This window comes from Labrys sp. ALF-8, from assembly GCF_059699065.1.
On record NZ_AP048537.1, the window covers coordinates 1,123,838 to 1,142,390 of the forward strand.

Sequence of the window (18,553 nt, forward strand, 5' to 3'; positions counted from 1 at the left end):
GGCCTCAGACGGTCATCCGGTCCAGGTCGGCGGCGACGCGCGCGGCGGGGAAAACCGCTCTTGCTTCCGCCAGGACGTCTTCAGCCGGATATCGTCCCGAGATATGGGTGAGGACGAGTTGCTTCACGCCGGAGACGGCGGCGAGTTCCGCCGCTTGCGCGGCCGTCAGATGGCCGTATTTGCGCGCAATCTCAACATCCGCGTCCAAGAACGTCGCCTCGATCACGAGCATATCTGCATCGCGTACGATTCCGTCCAGCCCGTCCGTGGATTCGGCATCGCCCACGACGACGAGCTTTCTGCGACTTTCCGCTGGTTCCAGCACGTCGTCGGGCGCTATCGTCTTGCCGTCTGGAAGCATCACGCGCCTGCCCTCCGCCAATTCACGGCGGATCGGCCCGTCCGGAATTCGGAGAGCTTCGAAGCGATCGCGCCGGAAATGCCGGCGCCCGATACTTTCGAAGGAATAGCCGAAGCTGTCCGTATCGCGGTGGCGCACGGGAAAGCAGGTGATGGTGAACCCATCCTCCTGGATGACCTCGCCATCCCCCACGGGCACAAGCTCGAGCGGAATCGGCGCCCGCCCGTCGCCCCATAGCCCCGCCAGCATTCGAACGACGCTCTCCAAGGTCCGGGGCCCCGCATTGACGACCATCCCGTCCGAATTTCGCTGGAGGCCCAGCGTGGAAAGCAGGCCCGGAATCCCCAGCATGTGATCGAAATGGGCGTGGGTGAGAAGCAGCCGCCCCAGTCGGCGGAAGCCGGCGCCACTGCGCAGCAACTGGCGTTGGGTCCCTTCGCCGCAATCGATGAGGACACGTGCGCTGCCCGCGGCGACGAGCAGGCCTGGATGGTTGCGCTCGGCGGACGGCACGCTCGCGGACGTACCGAGAAAGGTAAGCTCGAACATGGGTGCAGGACTCGGCCCGGAATTGCAGAAAAAACACGGCCCCAAAAGATACGCCAGCGCGTCATCCCGCATCGGGATGAATTAGCGTGACAAAGCTGCAAGAGCACGACGTGTGGAAATTACCCACAATAGTCGATCACTTGCCGCTGATCGATCATGTACTCACAATCCAATTTTCATTTTCTAAATCATCTATTATCACCTAATATTCGGCTTTACCTGCTCTAAACATAACGACATGTGTTAAATTCTAGCAACAAATAGATTTATAGCTCGAATTTATATAATAATTTTCTCAAAAAATCGATATTTTTACTTTAAAAATCAGCCTAAAATTATTAACCAAGAATATGCGTGTAAATTTGGACTTATATGTTGCAAAAAAACTACATACACAGATGGTCAAATCATACTACTTTTGGAGGATATCAATTCTTGGAGACTTTCAGATGTTGATTGCCCGTATATTGATTGCCGCTATCGCAGCAGCCGGCAGCATGGGAACGGCGCTCGCCGCCGACCTTTCGCCAGCGCCCGTCGAGCCTGCTCCGCCTCCGGCCGCGTATAACTGGACCGGCTTCTACGCCGGAGCGAACCTGGGCTGGGGCTGGGGCGATATCAAGACATCCGACAACACGGTGACCACCAGCGGTGCGCTCGTCGGCATAGCGCCCGGCACGTTCGACCCGCCGGCCACGTTCCTCGGAGCGAACAGCAAGAGCCATGACGACGGCTTCCTCGGCGGCGCCCAACTCGGCTACAACTACCAGATCGACCAATGGGTCATCGGTGCGGAGGCCGACTATCAGGGCATCGACATCAAGACCGATTCGGCATTCCTCGGCTCGGCCGCGGGTCCCTACTACCAGACCTCGGCGAAGCTGGAATCCTTCGGAACGCTGAGGGCGCGTGTCGGCTACGCATGGGATGACCTCCTGGCCTATGGCACCGCCGGCCTCGCCGTGGGACAGGGCAAGGCGAGCCTCGCCGTGCAGGGCGGCGTGCCCGGCGCCTTCACCGGGCCACGCTACAGCGATGACGACACGGAATGGATGGTGGGCTTCGCCGTGGGCGCCGGCCTGGAATATGCGATCATGCATTCCAACTGGTCCGTGAAGGCGGAATATCTCTATGCCGATTTCGGCAAGAAGGATTTCCGCTTCTCCTTCGCGGGAACCGGAGGCGATTCGGCACGCAGCAAGGGTCACGTCACCGCCAGCCTTGCCCGCCTCGGCCTGAACTACCGCTTCTGAGGCCCTTGGCGGATCGAAACGATCGGCATCGTGTCGGGGGTTGACCTCGCGCCTGTTCGGTGGGTCTGTATGCCTTGCGCCGGTTCCTCCCCCGGAACCGGACGGCAATACGGCGAACAACCGCCGAGACGAGCGAGATCGGTCAATCATGGCGAGCGTTTCTCCAATACTGGTGGATCGGCTGCTGGCGATCTCGCGCGCCCTGGCCGGTCATATTGATCCGGGCGAGGCATTCCGCGCCACCGCCGTGGAGATCGGCAGGCTCATCCCGCACGATCACATGGACGTCGCCGTGCTCATGCACGAGGGCGCGAGCCATGCCTGTTACGAAGCCGGCTATCCTACGAGTTGGAGCGGTCTGGCCCAGGAGCCGCTTCCGACGCACCGCAGTCCGGTTCGCGCCGTGCTGTGGGGTGAGATCCCCCATCTGCTCACGGGCGATGCCGTCGCCGATCCGCGCTTCCACTTCGAGGGAGCGCTCGACGGTCCGATCTTCTCCGCCGAGCTTCGCAGCCGCATCGTGGTGCCTCTGCGGGCCCGGGGCGAGATCGTCGGCGCTCTCAACATCAGCCGGCACGAGAAGGATTGCTACACGCTAGGCGATGTCGGCATTGCCCAGCATTGCGCCGACTTCATCGCGCCCTACATCTTCGCCCTTATCCAGGCGGCCGGAGCGCAGCGGGCGATGCTGGCAGAGGCGGAAGCACGCAGCAGGGAAGAACTCCTGCGCGTCGGGGCCTCACGGCTCACGGAAGGCATGGAGCGCGAGCGCCGCCGCATGGCGATGGACCTGCACGACCAGACGCTGGCGGATCTCGCTCGCGTCGCCCGCCAGGTCTCCGCCCTGCGCAGCCAGGGCGTTGCCCGGGCAGCACAGCTTGCGGATCTGGAAAGGGAAGTCGTCAGCTGCCTCACGGAGCTGCGCCATATCGTCGACGACATGCGCCCCAGCGTGCTGGAACTGTTCGGTTTCCGCGATGCGGTCGAAGCCCATCTCAACCGCAGCGTCAGCCGCGCCAAGCCGCCGATCGCGGTCGGCATCGCCGATGCGAGCGACGGCAGCGCGGACGACCTGCCGGAGACCACGCGCACCGCGCTCTACAGGATAGCGCAGGAAGCCATCAACAATGCCGTCCGCCATGCCGGCGCCAGCCGCATCGAGGTCCATATCGCTTCGACGCCTGCGGAACTGACGGTGGCGATTACCGACGATGGCAAGGGCTGCCGTCCGGCCGGCACGAACTCGTCAGGCGGGGTCGGCCACATGCGCACCCGCGCCGCCCTCATCGGGGCCCGGCTCGATATTGGAAGGATCGGCCCTGGCGGAGGCACGCGGGTGGAGATCGCCATCGCGAGACAAGCCGATGGCGAGAACGTGGCAAAGCCGGTACCCGCGTCGATGGAGGCCGGAAGATGAGTGGAACGTCGCGATGCTGGTGATGATTGCCGAGGATGACGGATTGCACCGCAGTTTTGCCCGCGGAATCCTCGAACAGCTCTGGCCCGGCGAAGTCGAGGTGATCGAGGCAAGCGACGGGGACGGCGCCATCGACCTCGCGCTGAAGCGCGAGCCTCCTTGTGTCGTGCTGGACCTGCAGCTGCCGCGGGCCACAGGCATCGAGGTGGCCCGCACGATCTGGAACCGCCGCGCCGACACCCATATCCTGTTCTGGTCCAACTTCGCGGACGAAGCCTATGTGCGCGGGGTCGCGCGCATCGTGCCGCCCGGCTCCGTCTACGGCTATGTGCTGAAATCGGCCTCCGAGGAGGGCATGCGTTCGGCGCTTCGCGGTGTCTTCCGCGAAGGACACTGCATCATCGACCGCGAGGTACGAGGCATCCAGCACCGCGTGCACGACAGGCTCGAAGGCATAACCGACACCGAATATGAAAGCCTGATCGACATCGCACTCGGTCTCACCGACAAGGCCATCGCCCAACGGCGCGGGCTGTCGACGCGCGGCGCGCAGAGCCGGATCCAGCATCTCTACGAGAAGCTCGGGCTGGCGACCGTCACCGGCGACAGCGCGTCCAACTTCAACTCCCGCACGCGCGCCATCTATCTCGGGCTCGCGCGGGGCCTCATCAACGCCGACGCCCTTCGGCGCGAGCAGCGTCGATTCGACCAGTGGCTGCAGCAGGCGGGAGACCTCGACGACAACGCCCCATAGGGCAACCTGTTGCACTGCCTGCGGATTTTTCCAGAAGTGCGGACACGCGGGCGCCCGTCGTCGCCCTCCATGAGACCGCCATCGCGTGTTTACGCAATAGGGTTTGCGTAAACACGCAGTCGAAATTGTCTCTTGCCTCGTATCGGCGCGTACCAACCGTGCGTAGCCTCGAACTCAACAACGAGAAAATTCGAGGAAGCGCCATGCCATTCGTCAATATCCAGATTCTCAAGGGCCATCCCCAGAAGCGCAAGGACGACATCGCGCGCCGCGTGACCGATGCCATCAGCGAAGAAACAGGACTGCCCAGGGAGGCAATCTGGGTCGTCTTCGAGGACGTCGCCGCGCCCGACTGGTACGTCGCGGGCAAGACCGTGGCCAAACCCGAGAATTGAATCCATGGCCGTGCACGCCCGGACCGCCGGCTTTGCCGATATCGTCGGCGATGCCGGCCTGGAGACGCTGGCGACCGGCTTCGGCTTCCTGGAGGGTCCCGTCTGGCACCCTTACAAGAAGTGGCTCGTCTTCAGCGACATTCCCAACAGCCGGATGTATCGCCGGAATGCGGACGGCACGATCGAGACGTTCCGCGATCCCAGCAACATGGCCAACGGCAATACGCTGGACCGCGAGGGCCGGCTGCTGTCCTGCGAGCATGCGACAAGCCGCGTCACCCGCATGCGGGCCGACGGCAGCAGCGAAGTGCTCGTCACCCACTACGGTGACAAGGCCCTCAACAGTCCCAACGACATCGTGGTCGCGGCCGACGGGTCCATCTACTTCACCGACCCCGGCTATGGGCGGCGCAGCTACTTCGGCGTCGAGCGCCCCCAGGAACTGGCTTTCCAGGGCGTGTACAGGCTGGATACCGCCGGCCTGACCCTGCTTGCCGATGATTTCGCCCAACCCAACGGCCTGTGCTTTTCACTGGATGGCTCGCGTCTCTTCGTCAACGATACCGAGCGCCAGCACATCAGGGTATTCGCCGTCGAGGCCAATGGCGATCTCAGCGGGGGCGCGGTATGGGCACAGACCAGGGGAGACGAGCCCGGGGCACCGGACGGCATGAAGATCGACAGCTGCGGCAACCTCTATTGCTGCGGTCCCGGCGGCATCCACGTGTTCGACCCTTCCGGTGGTATACTGGGGGTGATCCTGACACCGGAGCCTTGCGCGAACTTCACTTTCGGGGATGACGATTTGCGCAGCCTCATCATCACGGCATCGAGCAGCCTGCATCGCCTGCGGGTGCGGGTGCCCGGACTGAGACTGTTCTGAGCCCGCACCCGGGCTCGGCTCAAAAGGACCGCCGGTCTCAACCGGGGGCGCACGGCGCCAGGGCGCCGCAACTGACGAAGCCGGCCTGGAAAGCCAGCCGCCGGCACGACGGGCAAAGACAAACGGGAGGACGTCCATATGAAGAAGATACTAGTCCTGAGCGCACTCGCCAGCGTTCTAATTTCGGCCACTGCGCTTTCCACGTCGGCCTTCGCCGATACGAGCGGCAAGAAGATTGCCTTCTCGAACAACTACGCCGGCAATTCCTGGCGCCAGGCCATGCTCAAGAGTTATGGCGCCGTCACCTCGAAGGCCGTCACCGACAAGATCGTCGCCGCCGCCGACGTATTCACGACGGCCGACAAGGAAGTGCCTACCCAGGCCGCCCAGATCCAGAACCTCATCCTCCAGGGCTACGACGCCATCGTCATCAACGCGGCTTCGCCCGATGCCCTCAACGGTGCCATCAAGCAGGCCTGCGATGCCGGCATCGTGGTGGTGTCCTTCGACGGCATCGTCACGGAGCCCTGCGCCTATCGCGTAGTGGTCGACTTCAAGGCCATGGGCAAGGAAGAGGTCAACCAGATGGCCAAGTTCCAGCCCAAGGGCGGCAACCTCCTGGAGATCCGCGGTCTTGCGGGCACCTCGATCGACGATGCCATCCATGCCGGCCTGCTGGAGGGCGTCGCCGCCAATCCCCAGTTCAAGATCGTCTCCTCCGTGACGGGCGACTGGGACCAGACGACGGCGCAGAAGGCCGTGGCGACCGTACTGCCCTCCTTGCCCGACATCATCGGCGTGGTCGATCAGGGCGGTGACGGCTACGGCGCGGCGCAGGCCTTCGCCGCCGCAGGCAAGCCGCGCCCCACGATCATCATGGGCAACCGCCAGGACGAGTTGCAGTGGTGGAAGGAACAGAAGGACAAGGACGGCTATACCACCTGGTCGGCCTCCATTGCGCCGGGCGTCTCCAGCCTCGCCTTCTGGGTTGCCCAGCAGGTGCTGGACGGACGCAAGGACATACCGCACGATCTGCTGGTGCCCTATCTCGCCTTCACGCAGGATAATTTCGAAGCGGCCCTGCCGACCATCGAGAAGGGTGGCGTCGCCAGCCACGAATACACCCAGGATGAGGCGCTGACGGCCATCAAGGCGAACATCAAGTGAGCTTGCTGCCTTCGGCGCAGGCATCGACCGCCAATTCGTGAGGAACGACCGTGCCCGCCGAGACGAGCAGAACGATCATCAAGCTGGACGGCGCCGAAAAGCACTTCGGCGCCGTCCGTGCCCTTGACGGTGTGGACTTCGCGGTTGCCGAGGGCGAATGCATCGGCCTTGTCGGCCACAACGGCGCCGGCAAGTCGACCCTCATGCACATGGTTGCGGGCACGCTCTCGCTCAGCAGCGGGAGTATCACCATCGGTGACACGGTGGAGGAGGCCTATTCGATCCTGCGCGCGCGGCAGCGGGGCATCCGCTGCGTATTCCAGGAATTGTCGCTTTGCCCGAACCTGTCGGTGGCGGAAAACACACGCATCAGCCACGCCTCGCTGCACGGCTTCGGCTGGCGGCGCAGGGCCGCCAGCCTGATCTCCGGCAAGCTCGACGAGATCTTTCCGGGCCATGACATTTCGGCGGCCGACGTCGTCAGCGACCTTTCGATCGGGCGGCGGCAGATGGTGGAGATCGCGCGGGCCTTCACGGTCACGGACGAGCCTCTCGATCTCGTCATCCTCGACGAACCGACATCCTCGCTCGATGCCCAGACCGCGGGGCAGTTGCTAGCTTTCGTCCGCCGCTTCGTCGCCGCGGGGAAGAGCTGCATCCTGATCTCGCACATCCTCGGCGAAGTCATCGAGAATACCGACCGAATCGTGGTGATGCGGGACGGCAAGGTGGTGGTCGCCGATGCTGCCGGGTCCTTCGACCGCGCCAGGCTGGTGGCGGCGATGGGCTCGGTCGAGCCGCGCCAGAGGGCCGAGGCGACGATCGGGACCGCGCGGGCGGCATCCGGCATCGAGCGCGTCCGGGCCCGCCCCGGACGACAGACCAACGGAGAGGAACTCGTCGCCCGGGAGGGAGAGATCATCGGATTGGCCGGGCTCGCCGGCCATGGCCAGACCGACCTCCTCCTTGCCGTCTACCGTGCGGCCCAGCGGCGGACCGCTGGTGTCACGGTCAGCGCGCCCGTGGCCCTCGTGGCGGGCGATAGGCAGTCCGACGGCGTCTTTCCGCAATGGTCCATTGCAGCCAATATCGGCATCCGTTCGCTGAGCAGGCTGCGCAACGGCCTGCTCATCTCCCCTCGCAGGGAGTCAGAACTCGCGCAGAGCTGGCAGAAGAAGATCAAGATCCGCACGCCCGACATGAACAACAACATCCTCTCGCTGTCCGGCGGCAACCAGCAGAAGGCGCTGTTCGCCCGGGCCCTCGGCTCGGACGCGAAGATCGTGCTGATGGACGACCCGATGCGCGGCGTCGACATCGGCACCAAGCTGGAGGTCTACGACCTCGTGCGGGAAGAGGCGCGCAACGGCCGCACCTTCCTGTGGTACACAACCGAAACCGACGAGCTCGACAATTGCGACCACGTCTACGTCTTCCACAACGGGCGGATCGTCGCCAACCTCGCACGCTCCGAATTGACGGAAGAGCGGATCATCCACTCCTCCTTCAGCGAGGCGAGCTGAAATGACGGTTCCTGTCGTCCAGAGCAATCCCGGCATGGCCGGAGCGCGGCGTATGGCGCGGGCCCGAATGCTGCGCGCGCTCCTTCCCGCCCTGTCGCTGGCCCTGGTGCTGATCGCGATAGCCTGGCTCAATCCGCGCGCCATCAGCTATTTCGGCTTCAACCTGATGCTGAACCTGGCGATCCCCATCGCCCTCGCGACGCTGGCGCAGATGTTCGTCATCGCCAGCAACGAGTTGGACCTGTCCATCGGCACCTTCGTCGGCTTCGTCGCCTGCGTCACCGCCACATGGCTGCGCGACGCTCCCCTGCTCGGGGTGGCGGTGCTGGCGGGCGGGATCCTCGTCTATGCGGCGCTCGGAGCGCTCATCCACCTGCGCAATCTGCCCTCGATCGTCGTGACGCTGGGCATGAGCTTCGTATGGCAGGGGCTCGCCATCCTGATCCTGCCCAAGCCGGGCGGCAAGGCGCCCGACTGGCTCCTCGCCTTCGTCGGCTTCAAGCCGCCCTTCGTGCCTTTCCCCATCCTCGCAGCGGTGCTGATCGCCGTCATCGTGCATTTCGGCCTGATGCGCACCTCCTATGGCGCGGTCCTGCGCGGATCGGGCGGCAACCCGGCCGCGATCAGTCGTGCCGGCTGGTCGCTGCTCAAGATCAAGATGAGCCTGTTCGCGTTGACGGGCCTGTTCGGCGTGCTTTCGGGCATGGCGCTGATCGGCATCACCACCTCCGCGGATGCCAACATCGGCAACGGCTATACGCTGCTCGCGGTGGCTGGTGTCATCCTCGGCGGCGGAGAATTCGTCGGGGGCCGCGTCTCGCCCATAGGGGCGGTGATCGGCGCTCTGACACTTGCGCTCGCCGCCTCGCCGCTTCTGACGTTCATGCGCATACCGCCGGATTGGCAGGTCGCCGCGAACGGCGCCATTCTCATCATCGTGCTCGCCGCCCGGGCGCTGATCAGCCGCAGGGAGGGATGATCGTGGGTTCCTTGAAACTCCTTTCGGAAAAGCCCTGGCTGTGGTCGTTCGTCGGAGCAGCCGTGGTGTTCCTCGCCACCGTGGCCTTCACCGGCGGCTACGGCGCCGGCGGCATGATGACCGCGGCCCTGGCGCTCGCCGAGTTCACGGTGATCGTCGGCGTCGGCCAGATGTTCGTCATCACGCTCGGGCCAGGCAATGTCGATCTGTCGCTGCCGGCCAATATCGGGCTTGCCAGCGCCGTCGCCATGAAGGTCATGGACGGCAGCGACGCCATGATTGCGTTCGGACTGCTCGCGGCGCTGGCCAGCGGCCTTGCCGTCGGCATGGCCAACTACCTCCTGATCTGGGCCCTGCGCATCCCGCCGATCATCGCCACGCTTTCGGCGAGTTTCGTGATCCAGTCCATCGACATCAGCTACGGCCGCGGCCTGCAGATCAAGCCGCCGCCCGGCTTTGCCGACTTCACCAACCTCCAGCTTCTCGGCATCCCCGTCCTCTCCATCCTGGTCATCCTCTTCACCGTCCTCGCCGCCATCATGCTCCAGCGCATGATCTATGGCCGGTCCGTGCTGGCGATCGGCCAGAACATGCGCGCGGCATGGCTTGCCGGCGTAAAGGTGGAGCGCATCCGCTTCCTCACCTATGCCCTCTCGGGCGCGCTGGGCGGCATCGACGGCGCCCTGCTCGCGGGATATTTCCGCGGCGCCAATGTCGACATCGGCAATGAATATCTGCTGTCCTCGCTCGCCGTGGTGGTGATCGGCGGCACCTCGGTCGCCGGCGGCAAGGCCAACATCCCCGGCATCTGGGGCGCCGCCCTCTTCCTGGTGCTGCTGCTCACCATGCTCAATACCTTCGGCGTCAGCGCGGGTGTCCGCCTGGTGCTGACGGGTGCCATCATCGTGGGCGTCATCACGGCCGCGGGGGGGCAGAAGGCACCCAGATAGGCCGAACGGCGGCTCAGTCACCCAGCGGGTGCAGGTCGCGGACCATCGCCTTCATGCGTTCGTCCAGCACATGGGTGTAGATCTGCGTCGTCGCGATGTCGGCATGGCCGAGCATCATCTGAACCGAGCGCAGATCGGCACCGTTCTGCAGGAGGTGGCTGGCGAAGGCGTGGCGCAGGACATGCGGACTGATGCGGTCGCCTCGGATGCCGACGGACACGCCCAGAGCCTTGAGGTCGCGGGCGAAATGCTGCCGGGTCAGATGCCCGCTTTCGCCGAAGGAAGGAAAGAGCCAGGGCGAAGCCAGGCCCCGGCCCGCTTCGGCAAGCAGCGCCAGATAGGCCTGCATCGCCTGCCGCGCTGCGTCCGTGAGGGGCACGAGGCGCTCCTTGTTGCCCTTGCCGACCACGCTGAGCATGGCGAGGCCCGGGCGGGCTGCCGTGCGCTTGAGGCTGACGAGCTCCGAAACGCGCAGACCGGAGGCGTAAAGGGTTTCCAGCAAGGCGCTCATTCGCGCGGCGCGCAGCCGCTCGGAGATGGGGCGGGAGGCATCGGCGAGCCCCTCGCCTGCCGCGGACAGCAGGCTGTCGACCTCTTCGACGCTCAGCACCTTGGGCAGGGAGCGGCCACGCTTCGGGCCGTCGAGTACGGTGGTGGGATCGTCGCTGCGAAAACCCTCGGCGTAAAGGAACTTGTGGAGCTGCCGGATTGCCGACAGGTGCCGCGCCAGCGTCGTCGCCTTGAAGCCGAGAGCTGTGAGGGCGGCCAGGTGATCGCGCGCATGGTCCGACGTCGCCGTGCCGATGGACGCACTTCGTCCGCCGAGGAAATCGCTGTAGTCGGCAAGGTCGCGGCGATAGGCTTCAAGCGTGTTGTAGGCACCGCCGCGCTCGGCGGACACCATATCCAGGAAGGCATTGATCAGGCGGGTGTCGCTGGCGGGCTTGGGCATGCGAACAGCCTAGCCCGCCGCGGTTAACGACGCGAAAAGATCAGTTCAAGCCGAGGGCGGCGCGCAATTCCGCCTTCGCAGGTCCGAACTCTGCCTTGAAATCGTCCTGGCGCATGATGGTTTCGGCGATCACGCTGCCCGAGATGCGGCCAGTCTCGATATCCGACGGATAGTGGATGCCCACCACCAGGCGGCTGTGCCCATAGTCCCAGGCGCGGGCCATGATCTCCGCGCGCTTCTCCGGCACCATGTTGGCGAGGACGATGCCTTCGAGCGTTCCGAGCGTGGTATGACCCGACGGATAGGAACCGGACTTGCTTGGCTCGACGGCCGGGCGGACGAGATCGCTCACCAGGTGCGGCCGACGGCGACCGAGCGCCTTCTTGGCCGGATCGACCACGGCGGCTTCGGTCTCGATGATGCGATCGAAGAAGGCGGTGAACTTCGGCAGCCTGGCCTTGTCGAAATTCGGGCCGAACAGCTCGCCGCCGAAACGCCAGACGGTCTCCTCGTCATCGGCCTGCGCGTGCTTGAGTTCCTCGGGCGAGCGCTCGACCTGGAGAGTCAGCACCGCGGCGATCTCCGCCTTTGTCTGCGCCGAATCGGCGGTCGGCGGCGGCGGAAGCAGGATGGTGAGGTCGACCACCTTGGCATCGGTGAAGGGTTTGGCATCTTCGGCGAAGGCCGGAGAAAGGCCGGCGACAGCCAGCACGGCGGCGAGGATGATGATCTTCCGCAAGGTACACCCATGGGTTGAGGGACCCGGGCGTGATGCCACCCTAGGGTAACGATGCGATGACAGGCGCGGCGGCGGGCTTCAAAAATAGAGCGGATGGTCTTCCAGCGTGAGCGCGATGACGCGCAGGGAGGCAGCGGCCTGCAGATGCAGGTCGGGGCTGGCATCGGTGGCGCTGGAGCCGGCCAGGGCTCGCAGGTCCACGATCATGTCCCGCAGGATCTTGGCATGCGGCCCGCGGATCGCGAGGAGCTTGGCCAGACGGACGAGCATCGCGGACACCTCGCCGGCATGAGCCGCTTCGAGCTGGCCGTCGCGGATGAAGCGGCGCAGGCGCAGGATCTCCAGCCCCATGATGACGGCGGCCAGACTGCCGTCGAGGACGTACTGGCCCTTGGTCCCGACACGCTCCAGCGGCGCCATCAGCTGGTTGATGCGATCATAGGCCAGGCTCTCGAAAGCCGAGGGCTTGGGCAGGCGCTCATGCAGGCACAACCGGGTAAGATCCGCGCGGAAAGCCTCGACCACGCGCTCGATCACGCTCTCCGGCCGTCTCGGCAGCACCACGGCGAAGACGCCGACACTCAGCAGAATACCGCCGAGCACCGCCACCGCCTCGTTGAGGAACGGCCAGGGCTGGGCCACCATCGGCTGGCGCGGATTGACGAAGAGCAGGAAGTTGATCGCGAAGGACGTAGCGATGCTGGTGAAACGTGGATTCGCCATTGCCAGTGCGGCTGGGATCAGGACGATCGCGATCAGCAGGAGCAGCCAGAACAGGCCCTGCAACTGCGGCAATACGAGCTGCCCGACCAGGAAGGCCGCAGGCACCGCCAGCGCCGCGCCCTTCAGGAACTCCAGCGAGGAACGCATGGGATTGGGCATGGTGGCGAAAAGGCTCGACACCACCGCCACCATCACCGCGGCACCGGCGAGATCGGCCCAACGCGTGGCGATCCAATAGGCCGTGACGACGGCGGTTGCGATGGCGGCACGCACGGCATTGATGAGAGCCACCTTCTGGTCGCGATCGATGGTGAGCGTCGGCAGCTTCCACTGCCCCGGCGGATCCGGCGCGCGCAGGCGGAGGGCCGCGAGTCCTTCCAGCACGAGGCGGAGGGCAGCAAGGAATTCGATCAGCAGCGTGAGGCGGGCGGCCGCAGCCGCTCGATCCTCGGTCGGCTGGAGCGGCGCGGTGCGCATCGCCTCCGATTCGCAGGTCAATTCGTCGATCTGGCGCAGCCAGGGCCTGACATCCTCCGCGAGCCAGTCATGCTGGACGATGCCGTCCAGCATCCCCTTGACGCGATTGAGCAACGGACGCCAGCTGCTGTCCGGCGCGCTCTCATGGGCGAGCAGCGTGTGAATGGCCGAGATCGCAGACAGCATGTGGCCGATGGTATGCCGGGCCATGCGGCCGTGGGTCACCAGCCCGGGTGCCTCGATGCGGGCATAGGCACGCATGCCGGCGAGCGCCTCGATATCGACGATCAGGCGCTGGTAGCGCACGTCGAGCTCGCCCTTGGCGGTCCCGCCGATAGCCCCGCCGGCATAGCGGGCAATGTCGCGCAGGCCCGCGCCCACGCGTTCCACCAATACGTTGCGCGCGAGCTGGGGCATGAAAAAGCGGCCGGCGATGCCGGCGCAGGTAATGCCCAGCATGATCTCGATGCAGCGCGCCGACGCTAGATCGGTGACCAGATGAGGGTTGTCGAAGGCCGGCAGGCCTATGATGGCTGCGGTGTATCCGGCAAGCACCGCGCCATAGGATTCGGGATTGCGCAGCACCGAGGCGACGTAGGTACAGACCGCGATCCACAGGGTGAGCAGGGCGACGTAGGCGATATGCTCGGTGCCGGTCGCCTTGACCATCGCCACGGAGGCGACGGCGCCGATCAGCGTACCGGCAAGGCGGAATAGGCCCTTCGCCAGCACCATGCCGGCCACGGGCTGGCTCACGATGAACACCGTCATCATCGCCCATTGCGGCTGCTCGAGGCCGAGGGCATAGGCGACGACCAGCGCGATAAGGCCGACGACGGTGGTGCGCAGCGCAAACACCCAGTCCGCCCGCGGCGGCAGCGAAACATGCGGCACGAGGACGGCGAAGCGGGAACGGATGGAAGCGGGATTGGGCATCGTCACCGCATTAGCCATTCGTCCGGGGAATTGGAACCGGTCATCTCGTTCAAATCTCAGCGCGTATTGCCGGAGGTGTCGTCGGGGGCGGGCTGCAGGTTCCTAAGCGGCACGTCCACGCTCATCGGCCGCGTTGCAGGCCGGACATAGGTACCGAGGGCGTAGACGATGCCATAGCCGGCAAGACCGATCAGGGCGAGGACGAGCAGGAAACGAAACAGACTGGGCATCGGCTACCTGGCAGGAACAACCGCACCATAATGTACGAATCCAGGCAGGGCTATGGCCGGCCGGCAGCGCATACAACGAATGAAACGTGGGAAACCCTTGCGTCCCGGCCCATCTCCGGTCCAATAGAAATATGACTTTGTTGATGCAGGACGAAATGGGCGGCGCTGCGACATCCCTTGCCCCGGCCGAGCGCGAAAAGAAAATGGCCGAGTCCCTCGCGGGTCGGTCGATCGTGCTGGTAGGCATGATGGGAGCCGGCAAGAGTGCCGTGGGCAAGCGCCTGGCGGGCCGGCTCGGGCTGGAATTCCGCGACGCCGATGCCGAGATCGAGGAAGCGGCCAAGAAGACCATTTCGGAGATTTTCGCCAGCGACGGCGAGACTTTCTTCCGCGACAAGGAGCGCCGCGTCATCGCCCGCCTCCTCTCCTGCGAGGAGCCGATCGTGCTGGCGACGGGCGGCGGCGCCTATATGAACGAGCAGACCCGCGCGCTGATCGCCGAACGCGGCGTCTCGATCTGGCTGAAGGCAGAGTTCGACGTGCTGATGCGCCGCGTGCGCCGCAAGCCGACGCGACCGCTGCTGCAGACGCCGGACCCGGAGGGAACGCTGAAGAAGCTGATCGAAGCGCGTTATCCCACCTACGCGCAGGCGGATGTCACCGTCCTGTCGCGAGATGTGGCGCATGAAACGGTGCTGGAAGACGTGATCTCAGCGCTCGATACCTATCTGAAGGCCGAAGCCTCGAACACCTGCAAGCCGGATTCTCTCGCATGAGCACGCCGATCATCGTTCCCGTGGTGCTGGGAGCGCGCTCCTACGAGATCGCCATCGGCCCCGGGCTGCTGGCCGAGGCCGGCCCCCGCATTGCCGCCATCGCTCCACAGGCAAGGCTGGCCATCGTCACCGACGAGAATGTCGCCGCACTCCATCTGGCCACGCTCGCCGCCAGCCTCGACAAGGCAGGGCTCGGTCACCAGGCCGTCATGGTGAAACCGGGCGAGGCCTCAAAGAGCTACGCCACCTTCGCGGAGGTCTGCGACGGCCTCCTCGCGACAAGGGTGGAAAGGGGTGACTTCGTCATTGCCTTTGGAGGCGGCGTGATCGGCGATCTCGCGGGCTTCGCGGCGGCGGTCATCCGGCGCGGAATGCGCTTCATCCAGATTCCAACGAGCCTGCTTGCCCAGGTCGACTCCTCCGTTGGGGGCAAGACCGGCATCAATTCGCGACATGGCAAGAACCTCGTCGGCGCCTTCCACCAGCCGAGCCTGGTGCTGGCCGACACCAGCGTGCTCGATACGCTCTCGAAGCGCGAGTTCCGCGCCGGATATGCCGAGGTCGCCAAATACGGCCTCATCAACGATGCACCCTTCTTCCACTGGCTGGAACGAAACTGGGCGGACGTGATGGCGGGGGGCAAGGCGCGCGAGGAAGCCATCGCCGTGTCATGCCGCTCCAAGGCCGGCATCGTGGCGCGCGACGAGACCGAGACGGGCGAGCGCGCCCTGCTCAATCTCGGCCACACCTTCGGCCATGCCCTCGAAGCGCTGACGGGCTACAATTCGCAGCGCCTCGTCCACGGCGAAGGTGTCGCGATCGGCATGGTCCTCGCGCATGAATTTTCCGCTCGCCTCGGCCTTTGCTCGCAGGAAACGCCCTCTCGCGTCGCCGGCCATCTTGCACAGGCCGGCTTGCCGACCCGCATCGACCAGGTGCCGGGCGGGGTCGGCACGGCAGCGGAACTGATGAACGCCATCACGCAGGACAAGAAGGTCAAGCGCGGCAAGCTCACCTTCATCCTCACGCGCGGCATCGGCGAGAGCTTCATCGCCAACGACGTCGACCCGGCCGCCGTGACAGGCTTTCTCGAAGAGAAGCTGGCCGACGCACAGAAGGTGAGCGCTTAGGAAATGAGCGTCGACCTGTCCTGGAAGGGCACGGCCAATCCTTCCCCGAATGCGGGGATGGTGTCATTTCGCGGAAATGACGGACGGGCTATCATGACCGGATCGTGCCCGTTTCCTGCCGAACCGCGCCAGCCTGCTCCTTTCGTTCCGGCTCCGCCGGCCCACCTTCCCTGCAGATGGGGAAGGATTGCTGCTTCCTTCCCGCCTCCCAAGACTACGTAGACCCATGCCGGCCGAGACCTGGTTCTCCATCTTCATCGTCTTCCTGCTGCTGCTGGCGGGCTTCTTCTTCGCGGGTTCCGAAACGGCCCTGACGGCTGCGTCCCGCGCTCGCCTCCTGTCTCTGGAGAAGAACGGCAACCGTGCGGCCAAGGCGGTGAACCGGCTCCTGGATATCCGCGAGGCGATGATCGGTTCGCTCCTTGTCGGCACCAGCATCGTCAACACGGCCGCGGCCGCTCTGACGACGGGAATCCTGCTCGACATTTTCGGCGACGTCGGCATCTTCTACGCCACCATCGTGATCTCGGTGCTGACGATCATCTTCGTCGAGATCCTGCCCAAGACCATCGCCATCAACTTCCCCGAGCGCTTTTCTCTGGCCGTTGCCTGGCCGGTGCGCTTCGTGGTGATGGTGTTCTCGCCGATCACCTCGGCGCTCGGCTGGCTGGTGCGCGGCATCCTTCTGCTGTTCGGCCTGCGCATCGGTGAACATACCTCGCTGCTCTCGGCAGCGGACGAGCTGCGCGGCACCGTCGACCTCCTGCACAAGGAGGGCTCGGTTGAGAAGACCGACCGCGACATGTTCGGCGGCCTGATCGACCTGCAGGAGCTGACGGTCGGCGACATCATGGTTCACCGTACCCACATGCTCTCGGTGGACATCGACGAGGAGCCGGGCCAGATCGTCCAGAGCGTGCTGGCCGCGCCCTATACCCGCATTCCCGTATGGAAGGATACGCCCGAGAACATCATCGGCGTGCTGCATGCCAAGGATCTCCTGCGCGCCCTCGACGCCGCCGGCAACGATCCCAGCAAGCTCGATCTTGAGGAGATCGCCCTGCCGGCCTGGTTCGTGCCCGATACCACCTCGCTCGTCGACCAGTTGCGCTCGTTCCGGCGCAAGAAGATGCATTTTGCCTTTGTCGTCGACGAATACGGCTCGGTGCTCGGCATCGTCACGCTGGAGGACATCATCGAGGAGATCGTCGGTGACATCTCCGACGAGCACGATGTCGTCGTAAGCGGGGTGCGCCCCCAGGCCGATGGCGCCGTGAATGTCGACGGTTCCGTACCCATCCGCGACCTCAACCGCGCCATGGACTGGAACCTGCCCGACGAGGAAGCCACCACCATTGCCGGCCTCGTCATCCATGAGGCGCGCACCATCCCGGATGCGGGACAGACCTTCACCTTCTACGGTTATCGATTTCAGGTGCTGAGGAAGCAGAAGAACCGCATCGCCTCTCTTCGGATCACGCCCGTCACCGGTGAAGCGACCGACGCCTAGGCGGGTCGGGCCGTGCCCGAAAGGACGAGGTGACGTCTAGCTTTCCACCTGTCAGGATGGGGAGGCGCCCCAGTGCAACGAAATCCATGGTCGCGCGTTGGTAAGTCCACTGCCGATTTGAGGTGGAGAGATCTGCATGACCAGGGAAAAGCCTGTCGACCAAACCATGGGCATCGTCGCCATAACCTTCGAGGACGAAGGGAAGGACGAGGAAGATCATGAAAATGACGTTGTCGGCCTGGACATCACGCTGCCCCTGCCCGCGGCTGAAGAATGGGCGGCAGAGCATGAGCGCGACCTGAAAGACGCCGAGATCACCGTTCAGCCGATCGACGGGACGCCGGCCCCTCCCGAAACCTCGGATCACAAGCCATCCTGAGCGTCGGGCCGGAATCGTGGGAGGCGATTATGGAGCGCGCGGGAAGAAGGCGTCGAGGAATGCTGCCGCCGCTTCGGAGAGGCCGACGATCTTGTTCGTGGCCTGGCGATAGAATTTGAAGTTGAGCTCGGTTTCGGGGCGTCCGTCGCTCCAATCGGCAAAGGGCTTGAGCATGGCTCGGCCAAGCGGCCGCTGCACGAGCTCGGTGCGCCGGATGGTGATGCTCACACGTGGCGTCTGCCGGACGATGCCCGGCCTTCTGGTGATCGCCTCTGCGGAAGTGACGACGCCACGGGCGACGAGCCCCTGCCCGCCTTCATTCTCGCTGGCAAACACGAAGACCCTATCGCCCGGGGCGATGTTCTTGCCGCCATACATCGTCTTTTGCGACGTAAGGACGAATTCCTGCGCGTCGGGATCGCGAATGTCGGCCTTGATCGCATAGATCATTCCAGTCTCCGGTTTCCGAC

19 protein-coding genes are annotated in these 18,553 nt (G+C 64.8%); 13 read left to right on the top strand and 6 right to left on the bottom strand.

The annotated features are described in order from the left end of the window. Positions 1–4: 4 nt before the first annotated feature. Positions 5–910, bottom strand: coding sequence for an MBL fold metallo-hydrolase (locus tag AC6H34_RS05145; protein WP_497538102.1), 906 nt, complete (start codon positions 908–910; stop codon positions 5–7). A gap of 449 nt (positions 911–1,359) precedes the next feature. On the opposite strand from AC6H34_RS05145, the gene AC6H34_RS05150 reads away from it, so the two are divergent. The 9 genes from AC6H34_RS05150 (at position 1,360) to AC6H34_RS05190 (ending at position 10,231) form a co-directional block, all read left to right on the top strand. Further along, positions 1,360–2,163 carry an outer membrane protein gene (locus AC6H34_RS05150; protein ID WP_448151034.1) on the top strand — a complete coding sequence of 268 codons (804 nt, stop codon included), beginning with the start codon at positions 1,360–1,362 and terminating at the stop codon, positions 2,161–2,163. 148 nt (positions 2,164–2,311) lie between these two features. After that, positions 2,312–3,580 (top strand): GAF domain-containing sensor histidine kinase, encoded by a 1,269-nt coding sequence (locus AC6H34_RS05155; protein ID WP_448151033.1) that lies wholly within the window; start codon positions 2,312–2,314, stop codon positions 3,578–3,580. 13 nt (positions 3,581–3,593) lie between these two features. Next, positions 3,594–4,334: a response regulator transcription factor gene (locus AC6H34_RS05160; RefSeq protein WP_448151032.1), complete on the top strand. Its 741-nt coding sequence runs from the start codon at positions 3,594–3,596 to the stop codon at positions 4,332–4,334. A 203-nt stretch (positions 4,335–4,537) separates the two neighbouring features. Then, complete coding sequence (locus AC6H34_RS05165) at positions 4,538–4,729, top strand: tautomerase family protein (RefSeq protein ID WP_448151031.1); 192 nt, start codon at positions 4,538–4,540, stop codon at positions 4,727–4,729. 4 nt (positions 4,730–4,733) lie between these two features. Then, positions 4,734–5,612 (top strand): SMP-30/gluconolactonase/LRE family protein, encoded by an 879-nt coding sequence (locus tag AC6H34_RS05170; RefSeq protein ID WP_448151030.1) that lies wholly within the window; start codon positions 4,734–4,736, stop codon positions 5,610–5,612. A gap of 138 nt (positions 5,613–5,750) precedes the next feature. Beyond that, positions 5,751–6,779: a substrate-binding domain-containing protein gene (locus AC6H34_RS05175; RefSeq protein ID WP_448151029.1), complete on the top strand. Its 1,029-nt coding sequence runs from the start codon at positions 5,751–5,753 to the stop codon at positions 6,777–6,779. Positions 6,780–6,829: 50 nt separating this feature from the next. Further along, positions 6,830–8,302 (top strand): sugar ABC transporter ATP-binding protein, encoded by a 1,473-nt coding sequence (locus AC6H34_RS05180; protein WP_497538103.1) that lies wholly within the window; start codon positions 6,830–6,832, stop codon positions 8,300–8,302. 34 nt (positions 8,303–8,336) lie between these two features. Beyond that, positions 8,337–9,281 (top strand): ABC transporter permease, encoded by a 945-nt coding sequence (locus AC6H34_RS05185; protein ID WP_448151415.1) that lies wholly within the window; start codon positions 8,337–8,339, stop codon positions 9,279–9,281. Then, entirely contained in the window at positions 9,278–10,231 is a 954-nt protein-coding gene (locus AC6H34_RS05190) for an ABC transporter permease (RefSeq protein WP_448151027.1), read from the top strand. The genes AC6H34_RS05185 and AC6H34_RS05190 overlap by 4 nt, the downstream gene beginning before the upstream one ends. 13 nt (positions 10,232–10,244) lie before the next feature. On the opposite strand, the gene AC6H34_RS05195 is transcribed toward AC6H34_RS05190, so the two are convergent. The 4 genes from AC6H34_RS05195 to AC6H34_RS05210 form a co-directional block, all read right to left on the bottom strand. Beyond that, entirely contained in the window at positions 10,245–11,183 is a 939-nt protein-coding gene (locus tag AC6H34_RS05195) for a site-specific tyrosine recombinase XerD (protein ID WP_497538104.1), read from the bottom strand. A gap of 40 nt (positions 11,184–11,223) precedes the next feature. After that, positions 11,224–11,922: an acid phosphatase gene (locus AC6H34_RS05200; RefSeq protein ID WP_448151025.1), complete on the bottom strand. Its 699-nt coding sequence runs from the start codon at positions 11,920–11,922 to the stop codon at positions 11,224–11,226. A gap of 78 nt (positions 11,923–12,000) precedes the next feature. Beyond that, entirely contained in the window at positions 12,001–14,058 is a 2,058-nt protein-coding gene (locus AC6H34_RS05205) for an FUSC family protein (RefSeq protein ID WP_497538105.1), read from the bottom strand. 56 nt (positions 14,059–14,114) lie between these two features. Next, positions 14,115–14,288 (bottom strand): histidine kinase, encoded by a 174-nt coding sequence (locus AC6H34_RS05210; RefSeq protein WP_448151023.1) that lies wholly within the window; start codon positions 14,286–14,288, stop codon positions 14,115–14,117. Between the two features lie 143 nt (positions 14,289–14,431). Here AC6H34_RS05210 and AC6H34_RS05215 point away from each other — a divergent pair, with 143 nt between their 5' ends. The 4 genes from AC6H34_RS05215 (at position 14,432) to AC6H34_RS05230 (ending at position 18,083) form a co-directional block, all read left to right on the top strand. Then, a complete protein-coding gene (locus AC6H34_RS05215) occupies positions 14,432–15,064 on the top strand; it encodes a shikimate kinase (RefSeq protein ID WP_497538106.1) in 633 nt (210 codons plus the stop codon). Further along, the gene (gene aroB / locus AC6H34_RS05220; RefSeq protein WP_497538107.1) at positions 15,061–16,194 is read left to right on the top strand and encodes a 3-dehydroquinate synthase; all 1,134 of its coding nucleotides are present in this window, start codon (positions 15,061–15,063) and stop codon (positions 16,192–16,194) included. The genes AC6H34_RS05215 and aroB overlap by 4 nt, the downstream gene beginning before the upstream one ends. A gap of 226 nt (positions 16,195–16,420) precedes the next feature. Further along, complete coding sequence (locus AC6H34_RS05225; RefSeq protein WP_448151020.1) at positions 16,421–17,704, top strand: HlyC/CorC family transporter; 1,284 nt, start codon at positions 16,421–16,423, stop codon at positions 17,702–17,704. A gap of 136 nt (positions 17,705–17,840) precedes the next feature. After that, positions 17,841–18,083: a hypothetical protein gene (locus tag AC6H34_RS05230; RefSeq protein WP_497538108.1), complete on the top strand. Its 243-nt coding sequence runs from the start codon at positions 17,841–17,843 to the stop codon at positions 18,081–18,083. Positions 18,084–18,110: 27 nt separating this feature from the next. Here AC6H34_RS05230 and AC6H34_RS05235 read toward each other — a convergent pair whose 3' ends face one another. After that, the gene (locus AC6H34_RS05235) at positions 18,111–18,533 is read right to left on the bottom strand and encodes a hypothetical protein (protein WP_497538109.1); all 423 of its coding nucleotides are present in this window, start codon (positions 18,531–18,533) and stop codon (positions 18,111–18,113) included. Positions 18,534–18,553: the final 20 nt, after the last annotated feature.